Source organism: Vibrio methylphosphonaticus, assembly GCF_023634655.1.
Taxonomy (GTDB): domain Bacteria; phylum Pseudomonadota; class Gammaproteobacteria; order Enterobacterales; family Vibrionaceae; genus Vibrio; species Vibrio methylphosphonaticus.
In genome coordinates, this window is sequence record NZ_JAMKMS010000006.1 from 200,858 (window position 1) to 221,176 (window position 20,319).

A 20,319-nucleotide genomic window follows, 5' to 3' on the forward strand; every position below is an offset into this window, starting at 1 on the left:
TAGCCGTAGCCAGTAAGTTCACGACAAGTAAAGGTACTTGTTTGATATCGAATTAACTCATAGGATATGGGTTGTTCGATATCTTACTCGTCACAATATAGCTTATTGGCTTTGCCATGGAGACCTTATGTCTACGCCCCTCAATGATTGTATTGTTCCTATGTATCCAACGATTCAAGCTTTGGATGTGGATGGTTTAGAGCCTGGGGAGCATAAGTTCTGGTTTGCCGTTGCCACCGATGCGATTGGTCATCCCCAAACGCTTCCGGTTCGCGTGTTTAAAGGCGAGCGTGCCGGTAAGCGGGTTATGATTACCGCGGGGATTCATGGTGATGAGCAAAACGGTATTTTGGCAGCTCAGCAATTGGCGCGAGAGCTAATAGGCAAATTGAATGCTGGTGTGGTGACTATTGTTCCCACGGTGAATTTGTCTGGTATTGCGCGCCATAGCCGTGACTTTTATTCCGCTGCGCCTGATAGTTCGTCTTCCAACTTAAATCGGGTGTTTCCTGGCAACTCGGAAGGTGATGAAGCGAACCGTTTTGCAGCCAGTTTGTGGCAGAATTTGCTGAAACCGAATGCTGACTTAGCGATTGACTTACATTCGCAGACGTCTGGCTCTGCGTATCCGTTATATGTCTTTGCCGACTATCGCTTAGATGACGCTATTCGTATGGCAAGATTACTCAACCCTGACGTCATTCTTAATGACCCGGGTGATCCGGGTATTCTTGAAACCGCTTATAATCGAGCGGGTATTCCTTCCATCACCATTGAGGTGGGAATTGGGCGTTATACCGATATGCAGATGGTTGAGCGAGCCGTCAATGGCGTGTTGAACGTCTTGCGCTCGTATGAATTGATTGCAGGAGAGGTGGCGTCACAAACGTTACCTTGTACGGAAGGTGACGAAATTATCAGCATTCGAGCTAAGCAAGGTGGGTTTGTTGTCTGCCAAGTAGCGTTACTCGATAAAGTCGTGACAGGGCAACCGCTCGCCACCCAATATAATAGTTTCGGCGATGAGATAGCGCATTATGTCGCGCCTTCAGATGGGGTGGTAATTAGCCACAACGTTGAGTCGGTGAGGGCGCCAGGATCGTTAGTTGTGCGTTTGATTAAGTAGTGCGTTTGATTAAATAATGCGTCACGCAGTCGTAAATTGTAATGATGAGACACGTTGATTGACATGGGTTTGAATGCAAACTCTGAGTCTCGTCAATACAGAGCCGTCTTAACCTACATTACGCGCCACCATCAGCACTTCATCAGCCGAGTATAGGTTAGAAATGGTCGCTTCAACTTCCGCGCCTAATGTCGATTTGTACAAGCTCTGGGCAAAGTTATCCGCACGCGTCGTGACGTATATATGTTTGAGTACCGAGTCATTTTGCGCCAACCTTTCTTTTACTAAAGGCAGGGTTTGCGTAATGAGTCCACGTCCCACGCCTTTTCCTTGGTGTTTAGGAGAGACTGCTAATTGCTCTATCTCAAGGATGACTTCTGGGCGAAAACCACTCTTTTGAGTCCAAATAATAAAGCCAATAATTTGCTTGTCGTTATTCTCTGCAACAAAACACAGCACGCGAGGGTAGGCATTGAAGTTACATTGCAACCATTCATAAGATTGTTTTTGTCTTACGAAAGTCGCTTTGTGTATCTCCGCGGCAGCGGTTAAATCTGACTTGTCCATCAACCTGACTTTCATTCTCACCTCAAAAAATTGGATAGATGCAGCGCCGCTCTTAATAGTTGGAACGCCGATTACCTAGGCGACAAAGTGTAGCAAATATTAACGCTGGCGCTGTGTAAAAAACGTGTCAGGGTCGCAGTGATTGGGAACTAAGACTAATTTAGGCCATTGATTTAGCCAGTTTTTGGAGCGAACCCTTTGCCAAAAGAGCGCCAAAGGCACCTTTGGATTATGAGAGACTTGCCCTGCCAACAAGGTATCAATACCAAACGCCGAAATACACTCTAATTGGCAGCCGTTTTGTCTTACGGCAATCGCGGTTTCTTTTTCTGGCCAGTAACTCATCGCCTCGATGATGTCAGTATAGGGTTGGTGACCATTTCTAATGTGCATCAATGCTTGATTTCGTACTTGCCAGTTAATGTCAGGCATTTTGTTATTTAGGTAAGCTTCTATGCTCTGCTGATGACTTGAATTGACTTCTGACGGGTCAAAATAAATAACGTCAACATCGTTCAATGGTGTCGGCGTTGTGCGATTGTGCAAATCGTCCCAAACTACATTTCGAACAAACCCCGCCGCTAAGTAGCATGGTTGAAGAGTGACACTCGCGACGCAGGTTAATATTCTTGACCTAAGCGCGTCTTGTTGCATTAATTCAAACAGCTTTTCCATATCTTTTTATCTTTCTATCACTCTACAACGAGACTGCTTTAAGATGCTGGTCGAAAAGGGCCAAGAAGTGTGATCGTATAAGATGCATATTGCTTACTTTCGTCATAGCCATTGTTGGTGATATTCGTGATATAGCCGTTGAAACTGCGTACCAATTTTTGTTTTCCAGATTCAAAAGTATAACGATTAAGCGTCATCGTTTGCCCTAACTGGTCTGTCGCAGACAGTCCCTTTGCATACAAGACTAATGTTATTTTATAGGGCTCGAAAAAGCCCTCATTAACGATAGCCTCAGAAACCAAGTATTCATTGCTGTTGTAATCTTTCGCTGTGAGTTCACTGGTCGACGCTAAATACGGTTCGGCCATACTATCTTCCTTGAATTAAGCGCTTGATAATTATCTAAGATTAGCAGCTAAGAAAATAAATAGGGAAATGAAAGATAGATTGTGAGAAATATCTATTAAATGGATTGAGTACTCACAGAATAAATATGGTTACTGCCGAGTAAGTTATCGCTGAATAGGCTAGATTCTGAAACATAATTTCTTGTTTCATTGATACTAGGAAATACATCACATATTCAATGATGGTTATTTTAGCTAAAGCAAAGCATGCTTTACTTATGACGGTGAATCATTATTAAAAGACGGCGAAAAGGAAGGAATATGCCACTGTCATTACAAAATGCTTACGACTTGATGCAAAGTGATTTGGAAGAGTTTCTTAATCGTGTACCTATCACTATCTCTGGTGCGGGGAGTAAAGTGAAAGCGGTTCAGTATTATTTGTCTGATACTGGGTACAGTTCACTAGGAAGAGTAAAAGGCATGCCCAGTAACGAGGTTCGTCGGCGATTTTCGACCATGAACTATGGCAACACAAGAGGGCCAGTTAGCTGTATACATATACCGGTGACTTCATTCGATAAACTGACATCCGATTCCTTTGTCAGGGTTAATGGTTACAACACTTCTAATTTCTTATGTACCACACAGCTTTCTGGATGTACTTTTGCAGTTAGAAAAAATAAAGATGGATTGGAGTTCACTCATATTCAACCAACAGATACGGTGCACGGACCTCAAGTTCAACAACATATGGCGCAAAGTTACGAAGTCTCTTTTGGTCGCGGCCAGGTTAGTGATGGTACAACTTATGCGGCAGGTACGTCAGTGACGATAATGGGACAACGGAAGAATAACCTTTGGGAAGTCTTTGCTCAGTACCAAGATTCAGATAAAAACGTACTTGGCGTCGTTTGTATTTATAAGGAACCCAGTTCGGTTGCTTACGTCACGTAATGCTGTTTCAGTATTATCGAGCACCAATAGGCAAGTAATCGCGCGCAATGAAATAAGCCTCCCCTGTTTGTTAATCGTCGCAGGGAAGGCATTATCTTTTTAAGAGGCTACTTTTTTCTGATGATAAAAAACTCTCTTTATCAATGAAATAAGCGCTGGACCAATTAGTACCGCGACCGCCAACGAAGTAAAGGCGAAAGTGATAGGACGATCCCACAAGAAGCTAAGCTCTCCATCAGCAATCATCAAAGCACGTCGAAGGTTTTCTTCCATTAACCCACCTAAAATGAATCCTAATAGGAGTGGTGCAAGTGGGAATTTAGCAAGTCTCAGGGCAATGGCGGCCATCGCAACGAGTATCATGATAAACACATCCATAGTATTGAAAGAGACTAAATACACACCAGTGATAGAGAAGAATATGATCATAGGTAAAAGGACAGTTCTAGGTACTGCAAGTAGCTTGGAAATATAAGGGATCAAAGGAAGATTCAGTATGACAAGCACGACGTTACCAAAGTACATGGAAATAATGACAGACCAAAAAACGTCTGGGTGCTCAACGAACAGACGTGGGCCAGGTTGAATACCATACGCAATCAGTGCACCTAGCATAATTGCTGTGGTTCCAGAGCCTGGAATACCCAACGTCAACAGTGGAACAAATGAGCCACTTGATGCAGCATTATTGGCAGACTCCGGAGCAACGAGCCCACGGATACTGCCTTTGCCGAATTCGTCGCGCTTTTTTTTTGGTGCTAAATTTCTCTCCATACCGTATGACAAAAACGCTGCAATTGTGGCACCAGCACCTGGTAGTACACCAGTGAAGAAACCAAGAATGGAAGAGCGAATAGATACGGGAGCCACTTCTTTAAACTCTTCTTTGGTGACTTTCATGCTACCAATGTCGCTCATTAGGTTTTGCTCTTCACTTCTGGTGTCTTGTTCGGGTTTTAGAATGCCCATTAACGTTTCACCTAGGGCAAAGGTTGCCATGGCAAGTAGCAGGAAGCTAAAGCCATCCATCAGGTCAGTTAAGCCAAAGGTAAAGCGCTCAACCCCCACACCTTTATCGATACCAACGGTCGAGATCATTAGCCCTAAGATGGTCATCATCCACGCCTTAATGACTTGCCCTTTACCAGCAAATGCGGCGACAGCAGAAAGGCCAAGCAACATAAGAGCAAAATAGTCCGATGATTGGAAACTCAGTGAGACTTGCGCTAATGCAGGAGCTGCGATTAACAGCATGATGGCAGAAAGGGTGCCGCCGGTAAAAGAGGAGTAAGCCGCAAGCGCAAGTGCTTTTCCTGCTTGGCCTTTTTGCGCCATAGGGTAGCCGTCAAATGCGGTGACAACCGTTGATGAACAACCCGGGGCATTAATTAAAATAGAAGAGGTTGAACCACCAAAAACGGCACCGTAATAGACACCAGCCATTAGGATCAGCCCTGAAGAAGGGTCTAGTCCGTAGGTGATTGGGATCATTAGGGCGATAGCCGAGATAGGGCCTAAACCCGGCAGCATACCGATAAAGGTGCCCACAAAACACCCAACGATCACCATCATGATGTTCATTGGCATGATGGCTGTAGATAAGCCTTGTAAAATTCCGTCTAACATAATGGATCCTACCAAAGAGTAAAGATGATGCCTGGCTCAAGATAGATATCTAAGCCTTGAGTCAGCATGAGATAGAAAGCGATCACAAAAGGAAATGATGCGCCGAACAAGACTTTCTTACGTCGTTCTCCCAGTAAATAGAATCCGAACATAAGGAAAAACCCGGTGGCGAGAACAAAACCTAAATAGGTCAGCCCAATCCCATACAGTGCCATTAAGATGATAAATCCACCGAGTAGGAGCCAATTCATATTGGCTTCAGATTCTTTTTTCTCATCAGGTTGTCCAGTGACGAGTAGCAGTAGAGATAAGCCAATACCGATAAAGGTGAGAATAGTAGGCAATGTACGAGCGGTGAAAGGTTCGTATTCATCTCCTGGAAACATTGGAATAAGCGATGCTTGGTATCCGTATCCAAGACATAAAATGAGAAAAATCATCGCACCTATACGGTCACGGCAGAGTAAATTCTGCTTAGTAAACGTCTTTGAGGTGAAATTTGACATAACTGACTCCAGTGAATAATCAAATAAACTGTAATAATGAAGCAAAGAAAAAGCCGTCCATAAGGGGCCGATGGGCATTCGACCCAAGAGGGTAGTTAACAGAGAATCTGTTGAGGACTCACAACAATAGGCTCTGTCAGCGATACCCTATAAACAAAGGAGTACAGCTAGTCACGTCAACGAATTGAAGGATTCGTTGTTGTGTCTTATGGACGGCAAAAATAAAGATTAGAGGAGGTCGACTCCTCTAAATTAGTACCCGGTAGACCGGAGAATCATTTATAAGGTCTCAGGTATCGGTGTAATCACTATTTATTTAGGAATCCAAGTTCGGTCATCAGTGTGCCCATTTGCTTTTCTTGGTCCTCTAGGAATTTATAGAAGTCTTGGTCAGGCTTGTAGTTGTCAATCCAACCATTACGGTCCCGAACAACTGCCCATTCGTCTGTTGTGTACATTTTTGATAAAGCATCCGTCCACTCTTTGACTTTCTCTTCGCTCGCACCAGGAGCGGCAAAGAATCCACGCCAGTTAGCAAAGACGGTTTCGTTACCATATTCGGTGAGTGTTGGGATATCGGGTGCGGCTTCTAGGCGTTTAGGCGCTGTCACGGCAATCACTTTTACTTGGCCTGACTTAGACATTTCAAGTACTTCGCCTAAGCCTGTAGAAAGTAGTTGAGTTTCACCAGATAACAGTGCAGCCATCGCTTTACCGCCCGCATCGTAGGCAATATAACGTACTTTCTTAGGGTCAAAACCTTCGCCTTTAAATGCCGCCGCCACAACGAGGTGGTCCATGCTGCCGCGTGCTGAACCGCCGGCAATTTTTACTTTGCGTGGGTTTTCTTTGAAGTCTGCGACCACGTCTTCCCATGTGTTATATGGCGAATCCGCAGGGGCGACAATCGCGCCGTAGTCAGCAATAGTTGCCGCAACAGGCGTTAAGTCGCGGAAAGATTGTGGAAATACACCAGTTAGTGAGCGAACCACGATAGGTGTGGAATTCACCATCAACGTATCTTCTTGGCGTTCAGCGGTTTCGATTAAGTGAGCAATTGCTTTGCCGCCACCACCACCGGATAGATTTTGAAAGGAAACATTGTCGACAATATCCGCTTTTACCAATACATCACCGGTTCCACGAGCGGTCATATCCCAACCGCCGCCTGCGCCACCAGGGATGATGAAATGAATTTTTTCAAGATCAGCTGCATAGCTACCAAATGACAGTGTTGCTGCCACGATTGAAGCAGCGAGTGTTGGTTTTAATGCCTTAAACATGTTCACGTTCCTTATGTTGACTATTGTCTGCCAGTATTTGCTCACCTGACGGGACCTCTATGGGTTAGCTAAAGGTTAATTATTTGTTACGTGGCTATCAATAAAGCGTCGATATTGAGAATAAAGAGCATAGGGTGAATACTGTTCATAAAGTTCATGAGGAGGTATGGCTGTTAGACATTAGTCTACATTGTCGACAATTTGATTGAATTTAGCGCGTATTGTTGTTTAAATAACCGGTGTGGCAATGGTATTGTCAACAGTATTGACTTTGTAATAGGTGGTAGCGTAGATGAATGTCGGTCTAGCTTTGAACGACGAAGTCCCTTCTAAAGAAGGGACCAAATCAGAAAATTTAACAGAATGCCTTATTGAAGACATTGTTCTAGGAAGAATTGCGTCTGGTAGCAAAATATCAGAGCCGGAATTAGCAAAGCGTTTTGAAGTGAGCCGTGGTCCGTTACGTGAGGCTATTATGCGACTAGAAGGACTAGGGTTAATCGAACGTATCCCACACGTTGGCGCAAGGGTCATCACACTGTCTCAAGACAAATTAATAGAGCTTTACTCCGTTCGTGAAGCGTTAGAAGGGATGGCAGCAAGATTGGCGGCGCAGCATATTAGTGATGAAGAAGTCATTGAATTGGAAGGGTTACTGGCAAGGCATTCAGAACATATCGAAGAAGTCGATGGAGCATCATACTTTCATCAACACGGTGATTTTGATTTTCATTATCGAATTATTAAAGCGAGTCAAAATAGCCAACTAGTGAACCTGTTATGCAATGAGTTATATCACCTACTCAGGATGTATCGCTACCAATCACCAAGAACTCAGTCTCGTCCAGAAGCCGCATTAAAAGAGCACTTATTCATTTTAGACGCCATTAAGAATAGAGATCAAGAATTGGCAGAGCTACTAATGAGGCGACACATATCAAGAAGCAAAGCCCTAATAGAGAAAAATCTAAATAGTTAGTCACCATTAACTGCTGCGCTCAGATTGTGGACAATCAGAGCATAGCCCTCGACAAGGAGAGGAAAATGTCAGTATCCCCAGGTCAACTATTTCGTGACGCCGTCACCAATAATAACCCGTTGCAAGTGGTCGGCACGGTAAACCCTTATTGCGCCATGATGGCAAAAAATGTCGGACACCAAGCCATTTATCTCTCTGGCGGTGGAATCGCGAATGCGTCGTATGGATTGCCAGATCTTGGTATTACCACGCTGAACGATGTCTTAGTCGATGTAGAACGTATCACTAACGCCTGTGATTTGCCGTTGCTTGTTGATATTGATACCGGTTTTGGCGGTGCTTTTAATATTGCACGTACGATAAAAGCATTAGAAAAAGCGGGTGCGGCTGCCGTTCACATTGAGGACCAAGTGGCGCAAAAGCGCTGTGGACATCGTCCGAATAAAGCGGTGGTAAGTCAACAAGAAATGGTTGATCGCATTAAAGCTGCCGTGGACGCCAAAGTGAACGATAGCTTTGTCATCATGGCGAGAACTGATGCACTAGCAGTAGAGGGGATGGACAAAGCTATACAGCGTTCCATTGCTTATGTGGAAGCGGGCGCAGACATGATTTTTCCCGAAGCGATGACGTCATTAGAGCACTACAAGCAGTTTAAAGCGGCGCTGAACGAGGCAACCGGGAAAGAGGTACCTATTCTTGCCAATATTACTGAATTTGGTCAAACCCCTTTGTTTGGTTGTGATGAACTCGCCAGTGTGGGTGTCGATATGGTGCTTTATCCTCTTTCAGCATTCAGAGCGATGAACAAAGCGGCGGAAAACGTATACCAGCACTTACTAGATTTTGGTAATCAAGAGGCGTTGACGGGAGGCATGCAAACACGAGCCCAGTTGTACGAACATCTGAATTATCACAGTTACGAAGACAAGCTAGATCAGTTGTTTGCGGAACAGAAATAATGCACGCAATAGACGAATCCTAAGAAAAATATTTCACAAAATTAATCCAATAACATGATGCCGCGAGAGAGATCCTATAAAGGACAAAAGCGGGAAAAGGAGTTCAATATGCCTAATTCAGCGATAGGTGGTGCAGGTCTTCGAGGCCAAAGTGCGGGTAGCACATCTTTATGTACTGTTGGTCAATCGGGAACGGGGTTAACGTATCGAGGCTATGATATTACTGACCTTGCAAATAATGCACAATTTGAAGAAGTGGCTCACCTGCTACTTAGAGGTCACTTGCCTAATCAAAAAGAGCTCGACGAATATAAGACGATATTGGTCGGATTACGTGGTTTACCAGAAGCTCTGAAAAAAGCGCTAGAGTTGATTCCTGCGGATGCCCATCCAATGGATGTTATGCGAACGGGCTGCTCCATGTTAGGCAACTTGGAACAGGAGTTAGATTTTTCGCAACAAGGCTCGGCGACAGAAAGAATGTTAGCGCTATTTCCCGCCATGATTTGTTATTGGTACCGTTATAGCCATGATGGGGTGAGAATTGACACCGCAGACCATTCCGAAGAGTGTATTGGTGGGTACTTTCTTAAAATGCTAACGGACAAGTCTCCCTCAGAGCTGCATAAGAAAGTCATGCACTGCTCTTTAATTTTATATGCTGAGCATGAATTTAATGCGTCTACGTTTGCAGCCAGAGTATGCGCGTCAACGCTTTCAGATATTCATTCATGCGTTACCGCGGCGATTGGTACGCTGCGTGGTCCACTGCATGGTGGGGCGAATGAAGCAGCCATGGAGATGATCCAAGATTGGCGTAGCGCTGAAGAAGCGGAAGCCAATATTATGCAGATGCTGGCCAATAAAGACAAAATTATGGGCTTTGGACACGCCATTTATCGTGAGAGCGATCCACGTAATGCATTGATAAAGCGCTGGTCTCTAGAACTCTCTAATGCAGTAGGCGACAGCTATCTTTATGATGTCTCTGAACGAGTAGAGTCTGTGATGAAACGTGAGAAGGGCTTGTTTTGTAATGCCGATTTCTTCCATGCCTCTGCATACCACTTTATGGATATTCCCACCAAATTGTTTACCCCTATTTTTGTGATGAGCCGCTTAACTGGTTGGGCTGCACACGTCTATGAGCAGCGTGCGAACAATCGCATTATCAGACCGAGTGCGGATTACGAAGGACCAGAAGCACGAGAGTGGATCGCCATTGACGATCGTGATTAACCGGTAAGGCAAAGGATGTAAGCATGTCTAATCAAACTATTCATTACCAATATCGCAAGCCGCTCCCTAATACTCAGCTGGATTATTATGATGCACGCTCGGCGGTGAATGATATTGAAGCTGGTGCGTACGAGCACCTTCCCTATACGTCACGAGTATTAGCTGAAAATCTGGTTCGTCGCTGTGACCCGTCAGAGTTAGAAGCGTGTTTATCTCAGCTAATCTATCGACGTCGTGACAAGGATTTTCCTTGGTATCCGGCGCGTGTGGTTTGTCACGATATTTTGGGACAAACCGCATTGGTTGACTTAGCGGGATTACGAGACGCCATCGCTGATCAAGGCGGCGATCCGGCAAGTGTGAATCCTGTGGTTGAAACTCAACTTATTGTTGACCATTCATTAGCTGTCGAGCACGCCGGGTTTGAAGCGGATGCTTTTGAAAAAAATCGAGTCATTGAAGAGCGCAGAAACGAAGATCGTTTTCACTTTATTGAGTGGTGTAAGACCGCATTTGAAAACGTAAGCGTGGTACCAGCGGGTAACGGCATCATGCACCAGATTAATTTAGAGAAGCTCTCGCCAGTGGTGCAAGTGAAGCAGGGCGTTGCGTTCCCGGATACCTGCGTAGGCACAGACAGTCATACCCCTCATGTGGATTCACTGGGGGTTATTGCTATCGGGGTGGGTGGCCTTGAGGCTGAAACTGTGATGCTTGGTCGTCCTTCAATGATGCGATTACCCGATATTGTTGGCGTGCGCTTAATTGGTGAGCGCCAACCAGGGATCACTGCAACCGATATTGTGTTGGCATTGACGGAGTTTCTCCGGTCTCAACGTGTTGTGTCGAGCTATCTAGAGTTTTTTGGCGAAGGCACTAAGAAACTGACTATCGGAGATCGAGCGACGATATCAAACATGACACCGGAGTACGGTGCATCGGCAGGAATGTTTTATATCGATGAACAGACCATTAATTATCTAAAGCTGACTGGGCGAGATGATACACAAGTTAAGTTAGTGGAAAATTATGCCAAGCATACGGGCTTGTGGGCAGATACGTTAGCGAACGCAGACTATGAACGGGTGTTAGAATTTGATTTATCTTCAGTGGAGCGCACGTTGGCGGGACCATCGAACCCACACCGTCGCTTACCCACCGCACAGCTTACCCAACAAGGTATTGCGGGAGAATGGCAGCAACAAGCGGATGAAATACCCGATGGTGCGGTTATTATTGCTGCGATCACCTCATGCACTAACACCAGCAACCCAAGAAATGTAGTCGCCGCTGGGCTTATCGCAAAAAAAGCCAACCAGTTGGGATTACTTCGTAAACCGTGGGTGAAATCTTCATTTGCGCCCGGCTCCAAAGTGGCCAAGTTGTATTTAGAAGAGGCAGGACTCTTACCAGAGCTAGAGAAACTTGGCTTTGGAATTGTGGGCTATGCTTGCACAACATGTAATGGTATGAGCGGGGCACTGGATCCAGAGATTCAAAAAGAAATTGTCGAGAATGACCTGCACACCACTGCAGTTCTGTCTGGTAATCGTAACTTTGATGGGCGTATTCATCCTTATGCCAAGCAGGCATTTTTAGCCTCACCCCCTCTGGTGGTCGCGTATGCGCTAGCGGGAACCATTCGATTTGATATAGAACGTGATGTGCTAGGGGTTGATGCTTCGGGTAACGCTATCTACTTAAATGATATCTGGCCAAGCGACGAAGAAATTGATGAGGTGGTGAGCCAGCACGTCAAACCAGAGCAGTTTAACCAAGTTTATATCCAGATGTTTAAATTGGATGATGCCGAAAAAGCCACCAGTCCGCTTTACGATTGGCGAGCACAAAGTACCTATATTCGCAGACCGCCCTATTGGGAAGGGGCGTTAGCTCGGAAATGCACACTACAGGCGATGCGACCGCTCGCAATCTTAGGGGACAATATAACCACTGACCACCTGTCACCTTCCAATGCCATCTTGGCCAACAGTGCTGCGGGGGAATATTTAACCACTATGGGTGTGCCCGAAGAAGACTATAACTCGTACGCGACGCACCGAGGCGATCACCTTACGGCGCAACGAGCCACTTTTGCGAACCCTAAGTTATTCAATGAAATGGTGGAAGAAAAGGGTGCTGTGGTTCAAGGTTCGTTGGCGCGCATAGAGCCCGAAGGCAAGGTGACTCGTATGTGGGAGGCTATTGAAACCTATATGGACCGAAAACAGCCATTGATTATTATTGCGGGTGCCGACTACGGGCAAGGTTCGTCTCGAGATTGGGCGGCAAAAGGCGTGCGCTTGGCGGGCGTTGAAGCGATTGTAGCTGAGGGCTTTGAACGAATTCACCGCACCAACTTAGTCGGTATGGGCGTATTACCACTGCAATTTAAAACCGGAACAGACCGAAAGGCGTTAGCGCTTGATGGTACGGAGTCTTTCGATGTCGCTGGAGAAATTAAAGCGGGTTGCGACCTAGCATTAGTGATCACACGAGCCAATGGTGAAAAGCTTGATGTGGCCGTGACATGTCGATTGGATACGGCAGATGAAGTGAAAGTGTATTCAGCTGGTGGCGTTTTACAGCGCTTCGCTCAAGACTTTTTAGCGCAGTAGGGGGGATGTATGACGAAGCAAATCAGAATTCCAGCGACTTATATGCGCGGTGGTACGAGTAAAGGTGTATTTTTCAGTCTGCAAGACCTGCCGATAGAAGCTCATAAGCCAGGTGAGGCGCGAGATAAGCTACTGATGCGTATTATTGGTAGTCCGGATCCTTATGCTAAGCAGATTGATGGGCTAGGGGGCGCAACCTCAAGCACCAGCAAAACAGTGATTGTGTCGAAAAGTGCCCGTTCAGAGCATGATGTTGATTATCTGTTTGGCCAAGTATCCATTGATAAGGCGTTTGTCGATTGGAGTGGTAATTGCGGCAATCTATCTGCTGCGGTCGGTCCATTCGCTATTCATAGCGGGCTTATCGATAAAGCGCGTATTCCGGACAATGGTGTTGTGTCAGTGAGAATCTGGCAAGCCAATATCAGCAAGACGATTATTGCCAAAGTCCCTATTGTTGATGGTGAAGTGCAAGAGCTGGGGGACTTTGAGCTAGATGGCGTGACATTTCCAGCAGCGGAAATCGAAGTTGCGTTTGTCGACCCTGCTGATAGTGCGGGCTCTATGTTTCCGACAGGCAATCTTGTCGATGATCTTACTGTTCCAAACATCGGTACTTTCAACGCCACGTTGATAAATGCGGGTATTCCGACAATTTTCATTGATGCAAACGAACTCGGTTTAAATGGCGATGAGCTTCAAGCTGATATTAATAGTGACCCGCACTGGCTCGACAAGTTTGAGAGCATTCGCGCTTTTGGCGCGATGAAAATGGGTCTGATAGATTCGCGAGAACAAGCAAAGACACGACAGCACACACCAAAGTTGGCATTCGTTTCACCGCCTAAAAGCTACGTCACCTCAAGCCACAAGCCGATAAGTGGTCATGACGTAGATTTGTTAGTACGAGCGATGTCTATGGGACAACTGCATCACGCGATGATGGGTACCGCCGCCGTTGCTATTGCTTGTGCTGCGAGTGTGGAGGGGACGGTGGTTAATCTAGCCGCAGGAGGTGGCGCTAGACAGGCGGTGACATTTGGTCATCCGTCTGGGACGTTAAAAGTCGGCGCGATCGCGTCAAAAGCGTCAACAGGCTGGACTGTCGATAAAGCCATCATGAGTCGAAGTGCGAGAATCCTTATGGAAGGTTGGGTTCGCGTACCATCGGATACAATGAATTAGACATATTGGAGGACGCATTATGTCTGCATATCAAAAAGAATATCAGTGGGCCGAGCAACAACCAGAATTATTTTGGCAGCACCAGTCGAAAGCCATCGATTGGTTTGAAGCGCCAAAGAAAATACTAACGAAAGATGAGAATGGTATTGAACGTTGGTTTCCTGATGGCGTCATGAATACCGCTTGGTTGGCATTGGATTACCATTGTGAACAAGGTCGTGGTGATAATACCGCGCTTATTTATGATTCACCGATGACGGGCGTCAAGCAGACGTTTAGTTACTTTGCACTAAGAGACAAGGTGGCGAAAGTTGCCGGGATGTTGGCGAGTCAAGGCGTGACAAAAGGCGACCGAGTAGTTATCTATATGCCGATGATCCCAGAAGCCGCAATGGCAATGTTAGCGTGCGCACGGCTTGGGGCAATTCACTCGGTGGTGTTTGGTGGTTTTGCACCGAGCGAGCTCGCAGTTCGGATTGAAGATGCGGAGCCAAAAGTCATCATGACCGCCTCTTGTGGGATTGAGGTTAATAAAGTTATTCCCTATAAACCGTTGGTTGATAAGGCAATTATGGATAGCCGATGGAAGCCTGACAAAGTCTTCATGCTTCAGCGCAAGCAATGTCAAGCTGAGCTGGGACAAGAACGCGATCTAGATTGGCAAGTTGAGTACGAGCAAGCTTTACCTCATGCATGTGTGCCCGTGTTGGCAACCGACCCACTTTATATTCTCTATACGTCCGGAACAACGGGCAAGCCTAAGGGCGTAGTACGTGATAATGGCGGGCATGCCGTGGCGATGAAATATTCGATGAGCACGATTTATGATATGCCTACTGATGGTGTGTTTTGGGCCGCTTCGGATGTGGGTTGGGTTGTAGGGCACTCGTATATTGTTTATGCGCCACTTATTCATGGTTGCACATCTATATTGTTTGAGGGTAAGCCAGTAAGAACGCCAGATCCCGGCGCGTTTTGGCGGGTTTGTGAAGAGTATGATGTGAACGTGTTATTCTCAGCTCCGACGGCATTCCGTGCGATTAAGAAAGAAGACCCCAATGGTTTGGCGCTTAAAAATTATGATCTAAGTAGGCTGAAAAGTATTTTCATGGCCGGCGAACGACTTGACCCGCCAACCCTTGACTGGGTCGAACAACATACTCACAAACCCGTCATTGATCATTGGTGGCAGACGGAAACTGGTTGGGCGATATCTTCCAACCCTGTTGGTATTGAAATCATGCCAATTAAAGCCGGTTCGTCTACCAAACCAAGTCCAGGATTTAAGGTTGAAATATTAAATGAGCTCGGTGAACCCGTCGCGGCCAATCAACAGGGCTTTGTATCGCTGAAACGACCATTGCCACCAAGCTGTTTGACCACCGTATGGCGAAATCACGACCGATTTGAATCAGGCTACTTGAGTCAATTTGAAGGTTATTATGTGTCAGGCGATGGCGGGTATCTGGATGAAGAGGGGTATCTCTTTATTATGGGGCGTGTCGATGATGTTATTAATGTCGCTGGACACCGATTATCTACTGGTGAAATGGAGGAGATAGTTGGTGGCCACCCTGCCATTGCTGAGTGCGCTGTAGTGGGGGTGCATGATGACCTAAAAGGGCAGTTGCCTCTTGGCTTAGTCGTTTTGAAAGATGGCGTAAAAGTCAATAATGCTGAACTTGAGCATGAACTCGTGGGCAAAGTGAGACAAGAGATCGGCGCGGTTGCGTGCTTTAAACATGCACTGGTCGTTGAGCGTCTGCCAAAAACACGCTCCGGAAAGATTTTGCGACGCGTAATTCGACAAATTGCTGATGGCGAGAGCTATACCGTGCCATCGACGATAGATGACCCAGGGAGTTTATCGGAGATTGAAAACGCGTTGCAGGCTGATTAACTCGCCGTTAAAACGAGCGGTCGACTTTAATTGTCGTAAGGAACCGAATTCATTTGCCACATTTTAAGGGTATGTTTCGGTTCTTCGCAGCGGCCAAATAATATTTGATACTTGGGTGTAAAGGGTTCGCCGATATAGGTAGTTCGGCTGAACTTTCCTGTTTTTAAGTCGATCTGCGAAACAACTCGTCCTTTAAAGTTCTGAAAAATAACGAACTGCTCACTTTGAAAGACAAGCTGCTCTTGATAAAACCAAAAGTGGTCGCTTGTTGCGGTTAAGGAACATTTCATTGGTAGTGCTGCAAATGAAACAGGGGCCCATAATAACAACGAGAATAGTGATAACAGCAGTGATTGTCTCATCTTGGCTTTCCTTGGCTTTTTGATAAGTATAGTCAGTGATTTGTGTGATATTGCACCAAGACTATTGTTCACCATATTTCTGTTTGCTTTTTTATTTGCACATGCCTGACAAAACCCTCACACTAGGCGCACATTTGTAAACCGCTCTCTTTTTTGTAACATTTAGTCCCATTATGACCGACTTAGCCTTTACTATCCGTTCAGCGAAAGCAGACGATCTGGAAACGTTGAATGATCTTATGTACGAATTACATCAGTATCATCACCAGGCCGTGCCAGAAGACTTTAAGTCTGCGGATGAAGTGCAACAAGAAAAGAGTATTGCACGTTACCTTGATTCGCCCGAATGCTTGGTACTTGTACTAACGGTTGATGGCGCAGAGCCTTCAGCCAACCCAATTGTTGGCTTTATTACTGCTCAATTTTGTGAATTATTATCCCCAATTAGTCGACCTTGTTTAGTTGGAAATATTGATGAGCTGTTTGTTTTACCCAGTTATCGGCAGCACGGTTATGGTCAAGCATTACTTGCAAAAGCAGAGTTACGCTTAAGAGAGTTGGGAGCATCGCAAATACTGGTTGAAGTGTGGGATTTTAATCAAGCAGCACTCGACTTATATAAGAAAGAGGGATTTTTCTCTCATATTCATTGTCTTAGAAAAAAAATATAATTTAGGTACTTTTGTGACTCAAATTTTGAGCCATATTGCTTTTGCGCTTTTGCTTGCGTTATTAACAATACATCAGAGCTTCGCTTCTTCGTCGGCCACAGATGTGACTTCGTCTAAGATGCCCGTCACCACGTTTAATGAACTATCGGATAGCCTCCGACAACCATTTGTGCATGACGATCCGCCGTTAGCCCCAACGGTGAGAGGCGCATTATGTCTGGTTCGCAGCGATGATCGTATTTTGCTCGTAGATGAAATTGTCACGGGTAAATTATCACTTCCCGGTGGTACGATAGAGAATAACGAGAATCCCCGGTTAACGGCTCAACGCGAAACGTGGGAAGAAGCGGGGCTTGTCGTCGTTGTGGGGCGTGAATTAGGAAGAACGGACAGAGCGGTATTTTATGAGTGCTTAGTTGAGTCCGATATTATTGCTTATAGTGAAACCAACTACGGGCGTGGTGTTGAGCTACCCATTTACTTCGCACCGCACTTTGGCGTGGAAGTTCGCAGTGCGAATTTTCTCAGCCCTATGACCGTGTCGTCACTGGAGTATCGCTACCCTCAGCAATGGCCATTGGTTGAAGACATGTTTTGGTCTATAAATAACCAGCCAATTCGCTACATTGATAATTTGATTAGCTCGGCGCCTCGAATCCATCAAGTGGAACTCTCTTGGCTAGTCAGTACACAAGAAGCAATCGTCGCCGCCCCGAAACATGTCCAAGAAGTGATTTTAATGGGGGGGAACATCCTCTATGTATTCATTCAGCCCTTGTTGCTTCTTGCTTTTTTACCACTATTTATTTGGTTGTGGGGTAGGCATTTTACCGCGCAGCTCATGTTTGCCGTGACCGCAACATCCTTATTTATTTTAGTGGCTAAGCAAGGTTTTAGCTTTCCGGTCCCTCATGCTTATCTGCCAACGCTTAATTATAATGAACGCAGTGGATTTAGCTTCCCCGATTTATTGATGGCGAATTGGATCTGTATTTCCAGTATTGTGGTAAGTCAAATAAAACCGAGACACCTGAGTAAGTTTGCGATTGCCGCTTTTCTTGTCACCCTCACTATCGCGTTTTACCAGTTTATTAGTGGCGGTGCCTTTTTATCAGATATGTTTGCCGGCGCAATCCTTGGTGCGTTAGTGGGCTGGCATTTCATTCGACACTATTTCAGTCTGACTGTGAGCGAAGACTATACGTTCACTCGCATTACGCTATGGGTTGTGTTAACGATAATTGCAGCGATATTAGCGTATATATGGCAATTTCCTTCATTTTTGAGTTGGTTAGCATTGTGCATTGGTATGTTGCTCTTTGCTGTCGCGAGCAGCTATTGCCCACCTCGCTCGCGAATGTGCTTACGAGAGTTACTGTATTCGCTGTCGATAATTTTGTTCATGTTGATTGGCTACTTTCATTTAGAAGAGGTTGTTGCACATAGTGGGATAGGGTCATTGCTGCTACAAACCTTGGTCGTTCCTATTATCATAATCGTTCCTGCCGTCGTTATGGTTTTATTTCGTAATCAGCATCGTCGCTAAGACTTTTGCCTTGTCACTTTACTGCGTATAGAGAGGCAATAAAGTGACGTCTCATTAGCTGAGTGACGTTTCATGGGGTGGCGCATTAAGGTAAATTTCGGTTCAAAACTTGTATTAATCTACGACTCTACTGAAGAGGAGAGTTCAAATGATTATGGCAGTAATAGCAGCGTGTTCGGCACTGATGGCCAATTTAGCCAGTCAACTCAATGGCGCGACTGACGCAGCGCTTGATGGTGTTGCAGATATTATGTTTATATAGTGAAAAGGTCTGCATTAAGCAGACCTTTTGTGCGCGCGTGTTTCGCTTTCAATAAAGAAATAACAGCGGCATTAGTGATTAATGACCAACTCGTTATCTTGAGACTTTCCAGCGAAGTACAGTTTTGTTTCCTCGATAACAACGTTTCTGAGCAATATAAGGCCAATCAAATTGGGAATTGCCATTAATCCGTTGACGATATCGGCGATAATCCAAATCATATCGAGATGCAAAAATGCGCCAGACGCCACTAAGCCAACAAAAATGATTTTATAAGGCAATACGGCTTTTGTTCCCATCAAATAAACCACACAGCGTTCGCCATAGTAGTTCCAGCCTAAAATGGTGGTGAAAGCAAAGAAAATGAGACCGGTCGAGACAAGAAGCGGCCCAAGTGTGTCGTTGTTTAGCCCAACAGCAAAAGCGTGTGTCGTCATTGCCGCGCCCGCAAGATCACCTTGCCAAGCACCGGTTAAGATCAGCGCTAAACCCGTCATGGTACAAATAATGATGGTATCGATGAACGTTCCTGTCATAGAAACCAGCCCTTGGCGTACACAGCTGTCGGTTTGTGCTGCCGCCGCTGCCATCGGGGCACTGCCAAGTCCACTTTCATTAGAAAAAACACCACGAGCGATACCAGACTGAATGGCAAGCATGATACTGGCTCCCACAAAACCGCCAGTCGCAGCCGTTCCTGTAAAGGCTGAAACAATCACAAGCTCAATTGCACCATACAGTTGATCTGCGTTGATAATGATGACGCTCATACAAGCAATAACATAAAGGACCGCCATTGCTGGAACGACTTTACCCGCGACTTTAGCAATCGACTTAATGCCACCCAGCGTGACAAAGGCAACAAGAATAGTGAGCACGGTTGCCGAGATTTCTCGTGATACGCCATAGGAGATCTCACTGGCATCAAGAATGGCGTTAACTTGTGGAAAGGTACCAATACCAAAGCAGGCCACGCCTAACGCGAACACGGCAAACATGGTGGCAAGGACGCGAGAACCAACACCGTCACGAAGGTAGTACATTGGTCCGCCGAGCATCTGACCTTTGTCATCGACGGTGCGATATTTAACGGCAAGAAGGCACTCAGCATACTTGGTTGCCATACCAAATACGGCCGCGAGCCACATCCAAAATAGTGCGCCAGGGCCGCCTAGCTTAATGGCGGTTGCGACACCGACAATGTTCCCGGTACCAATAGTTGCTGATAGAGCAGTACACAATGCCGCAAAGCTAGAAATATCTCCATTGTTCGAGTTTTCTTTGGAAAAAATTAAACGAAGGGCGGTAGGTAAGTATCTAAACTGGAGTAACCCCAGCTTTAGCGTAAAGTAAACACCGGTGCCGACTAACAGAATGAGAAGTGGTGGTCCCCAGACAAAATTGTCTACGGCTTGAAGCGTGGATTGTAGGTTGTTCATGATTTCCCCTTAATAAAACTAAATTTAAGGAGAAGAGAGAAAGGGCAGTCACATTTGGCGCCCCTTTTT

At 45.7% G+C, this 20,319-nt stretch carries 18 protein-coding genes; 10 read left to right on the top strand and 8 right to left on the bottom strand.

All coding sequences use genetic code 11. The annotated features are described in order from the left end of the window. The first annotated feature begins 127 nt into the window (after positions 1-127). On the top strand, positions 128-1,126 hold the full coding sequence (locus M9196_RS09345; protein ID WP_250617268.1) for a succinylglutamate desuccinylase/aspartoacylase family protein: 999 nt from the start codon (positions 128-130) through the stop codon (positions 1,124-1,126). Between the two features lie 108 nt (positions 1,127-1,234). On the opposite strand, the gene M9196_RS09350 is transcribed toward M9196_RS09345, so the two are convergent. From M9196_RS09350 to M9196_RS09360, 3 genes are all read right to left on the bottom strand, one after another. Continuing rightward, positions 1,235-1,693: a GNAT family N-acetyltransferase gene (locus tag M9196_RS09350; protein ID WP_250617269.1), complete on the bottom strand. Its 459-nt coding sequence runs from the start codon at positions 1,691-1,693 to the stop codon at positions 1,235-1,237. Positions 1,694-1,792: 99 nt separating this feature from the next. Continuing rightward, positions 1,793-2,368, bottom strand: a complete 576-nt coding sequence (locus M9196_RS09355) for a nucleotidyltransferase family protein (protein WP_250617270.1) — start codon at positions 2,366-2,368, stop codon at positions 1,793-1,795. 38 nt (positions 2,369-2,406) lie between these two features. Beyond that, the gene (locus M9196_RS09360; RefSeq protein ID WP_250617271.1) at positions 2,407-2,736 is read right to left on the bottom strand and encodes a hypothetical protein; all 330 of its coding nucleotides are present in this window, start codon (positions 2,734-2,736) and stop codon (positions 2,407-2,409) included. Positions 2,737-3,036: 300 nt separating this feature from the next. On the opposite strand from M9196_RS09360, the gene M9196_RS09365 reads away from it, so the two are divergent. Continuing rightward, a complete protein-coding gene (locus M9196_RS09365; protein ID WP_250617272.1) occupies positions 3,037-3,672 on the top strand; it encodes a hypothetical protein in 636 nt (211 codons plus the stop codon). 99 nt (positions 3,673-3,771) lie between these two features. On the opposite strand, the gene M9196_RS09370 is transcribed toward M9196_RS09365, so the two are convergent. From M9196_RS09370 to M9196_RS09380, 3 genes are all read right to left on the bottom strand, one after another. Further along, positions 3,772-5,298, bottom strand: coding sequence for a tripartite tricarboxylate transporter permease (locus M9196_RS09370; RefSeq protein WP_250617273.1), 1,527 nt, complete (start codon positions 5,296-5,298; stop codon positions 3,772-3,774). 8 nt (positions 5,299-5,306) lie between these two features. Then, entirely contained in the window at positions 5,307-5,804 is a 498-nt protein-coding gene (locus tag M9196_RS09375; RefSeq protein WP_250617274.1) for a tripartite tricarboxylate transporter TctB family protein, read from the bottom strand. A 308-nt stretch (positions 5,805-6,112) separates the two neighbouring features. Further along, positions 6,113-7,087, bottom strand: coding sequence for a tripartite tricarboxylate transporter substrate binding protein (locus M9196_RS09380; RefSeq protein WP_250617275.1), 975 nt, complete (start codon positions 7,085-7,087; stop codon positions 6,113-6,115). A 292-nt stretch (positions 7,088-7,379) separates the two neighbouring features. Between M9196_RS09380 and M9196_RS09385 the strand changes: the two genes are divergently transcribed. The 6 genes from M9196_RS09385 to M9196_RS09410 all read left to right on the top strand — a co-directional run bounded on the left by M9196_RS09385 (position 7,380) and on the right by M9196_RS09410 (position 15,970). Further along, positions 7,380-8,066, top strand: coding sequence for a GntR family transcriptional regulator (locus M9196_RS09385; protein ID WP_250617276.1), 687 nt, complete (start codon positions 7,380-7,382; stop codon positions 8,064-8,066). Between the two features lie 65 nt (positions 8,067-8,131). Beyond that, positions 8,132-9,028, top strand: coding sequence for a methylisocitrate lyase (prpB, locus tag M9196_RS09390; RefSeq protein WP_250617277.1), 897 nt, complete (start codon positions 8,132-8,134; stop codon positions 9,026-9,028). A 108-nt stretch (positions 9,029-9,136) separates the two neighbouring features. Next, on the top strand, positions 9,137-10,267 hold the full coding sequence (gene prpC, locus M9196_RS09395) for a bifunctional 2-methylcitrate synthase/citrate synthase (RefSeq protein ID WP_250617278.1): 1,131 nt from the start codon (positions 9,137-9,139) through the stop codon (positions 10,265-10,267). 23 nt (positions 10,268-10,290) lie between these two features. Next, the gene (gene acnD, locus M9196_RS09400) at positions 10,291-12,885 is read left to right on the top strand and encodes a Fe/S-dependent 2-methylisocitrate dehydratase AcnD (RefSeq protein WP_250617279.1); all 2,595 of its coding nucleotides are present in this window, start codon (positions 10,291-10,293) and stop codon (positions 12,883-12,885) included. A gap of 9 nt (positions 12,886-12,894) precedes the next feature. Beyond that, positions 12,895-14,070 carry a 2-methylaconitate cis-trans isomerase PrpF gene (gene prpF, locus M9196_RS09405; protein ID WP_250617280.1) on the top strand — a complete coding sequence of 392 codons (1,176 nt, stop codon included), beginning with the start codon at positions 12,895-12,897 and terminating at the stop codon, positions 14,068-14,070. A 19-nt stretch (positions 14,071-14,089) separates the two neighbouring features. Continuing rightward, entirely contained in the window at positions 14,090-15,970 is a 1,881-nt protein-coding gene (locus M9196_RS09410; protein ID WP_250617281.1) for a propionyl-CoA synthetase, read from the top strand. 26 nt (positions 15,971-15,996) lie between these two features. On the opposite strand, the gene M9196_RS09415 is transcribed toward M9196_RS09410, so the two are convergent. Next, complete coding sequence (locus tag M9196_RS09415) at positions 15,997-16,332, bottom strand: hypothetical protein (protein WP_250617282.1); 336 nt, start codon at positions 16,330-16,332, stop codon at positions 15,997-15,999. 173 nt (positions 16,333-16,505) lie between these two features. Between M9196_RS09415 and M9196_RS09420 the strand changes: the two genes are divergently transcribed. Together M9196_RS09420 and M9196_RS09425 are read left to right on the top strand one after the other, a co-directional pair. Next, positions 16,506-17,003 carry a GNAT family N-acetyltransferase gene (locus tag M9196_RS09420; RefSeq protein WP_250617283.1) on the top strand — a complete coding sequence of 166 codons (498 nt, stop codon included), beginning with the start codon at positions 16,506-16,508 and terminating at the stop codon, positions 17,001-17,003. Positions 17,004-17,016: 13 nt separating this feature from the next. Continuing rightward, positions 17,017-18,549, top strand: a complete 1,533-nt coding sequence (locus M9196_RS09425; protein WP_250617284.1) for a bifunctional NUDIX hydrolase/phosphatase PAP2 family protein — start codon at positions 17,017-17,019, stop codon at positions 18,547-18,549. Between the two features lie 333 nt (positions 18,550-18,882). Here the strand turns inward: M9196_RS09425 and M9196_RS09430 are convergent, their stop codons facing one another. Then, positions 18,883-20,250: an alanine/glycine:cation symporter family protein gene (locus M9196_RS09430; RefSeq protein ID WP_250617285.1), complete on the bottom strand. Its 1,368-nt coding sequence runs from the start codon at positions 20,248-20,250 to the stop codon at positions 18,883-18,885. Positions 20,251-20,319 lie beyond the last annotated feature (69 nt).

Coding starts and splice junctions, on each gene's coding strand:
- M9196_RS09355 (WP_250617270.1), bottom strand. CDS start 2,368: ATGGAAAAGCTGTTTGAATTAATGCAACAAGACGCGCTTAGGTCAAGA.
- M9196_RS09375 (WP_250617274.1), bottom strand. CDS start 5,804: ATGTCAAATTTCACCTCAAAGACGTTTACTAAGCAGAATTTACTCTGC.
- M9196_RS09345 (WP_250617268.1), top strand. CDS start 128: ATGTCTACGCCCCTCAATGATTGTATTGTTCCTATGTATCCAACGATT.
- M9196_RS09410 (WP_250617281.1), top strand. CDS start 14,090: ATGTCTGCATATCAAAAAGAATATCAGTGGGCCGAGCAACAACCAGAA.
- M9196_RS09430 (WP_250617285.1), bottom strand. CDS start 20,250: ATGAACAACCTACAATCCACGCTTCAAGCCGTAGACAATTTTGTCTGG.
- M9196_RS09420 (WP_250617283.1), top strand. CDS start 16,506: ATGACCGACTTAGCCTTTACTATCCGTTCAGCGAAAGCAGACGATCTG.
- M9196_RS09370 (WP_250617273.1), bottom strand. CDS start 5,298: ATGTTAGACGGAATTTTACAAGGCTTATCTACAGCCATCATGCCAATG.
- M9196_RS09365 (WP_250617272.1), top strand. CDS start 3,037: ATGCCACTGTCATTACAAAATGCTTACGACTTGATGCAAAGTGATTTG.
- M9196_RS09415 (WP_250617282.1), bottom strand. CDS start 16,332: ATGAGACAATCACTGCTGTTATCACTATTCTCGTTGTTATTATGGGCC.
- M9196_RS09360 (WP_250617271.1), bottom strand. CDS start 2,736: ATGGCCGAACCGTATTTAGCGTCGACCAGTGAACTCACAGCGAAAGAT.
- M9196_RS09385 (WP_250617276.1), top strand. CDS start 7,380: ATGAATGTCGGTCTAGCTTTGAACGACGAAGTCCCTTCTAAAGAAGGG.
- M9196_RS09380 (WP_250617275.1), bottom strand. CDS start 7,087: ATGTTTAAGGCATTAAAACCAACACTCGCTGCTTCAATCGTGGCAGCA.
- prpF (WP_250617280.1), top strand. CDS start 12,895: ATGACGAAGCAAATCAGAATTCCAGCGACTTATATGCGCGGTGGTACG.
- M9196_RS09350 (WP_250617269.1), bottom strand. CDS start 1,693: ATGGACAAGTCAGATTTAACCGCTGCCGCGGAGATACACAAAGCGACT.
- acnD (WP_250617279.1), top strand. CDS start 10,291: ATGTCTAATCAAACTATTCATTACCAATATCGCAAGCCGCTCCCTAAT.
- prpB (WP_250617277.1), top strand. CDS start 8,132: ATGTCAGTATCCCCAGGTCAACTATTTCGTGACGCCGTCACCAATAAT.
- prpC (WP_250617278.1), top strand. CDS start 9,137: ATGCCTAATTCAGCGATAGGTGGTGCAGGTCTTCGAGGCCAAAGTGCG.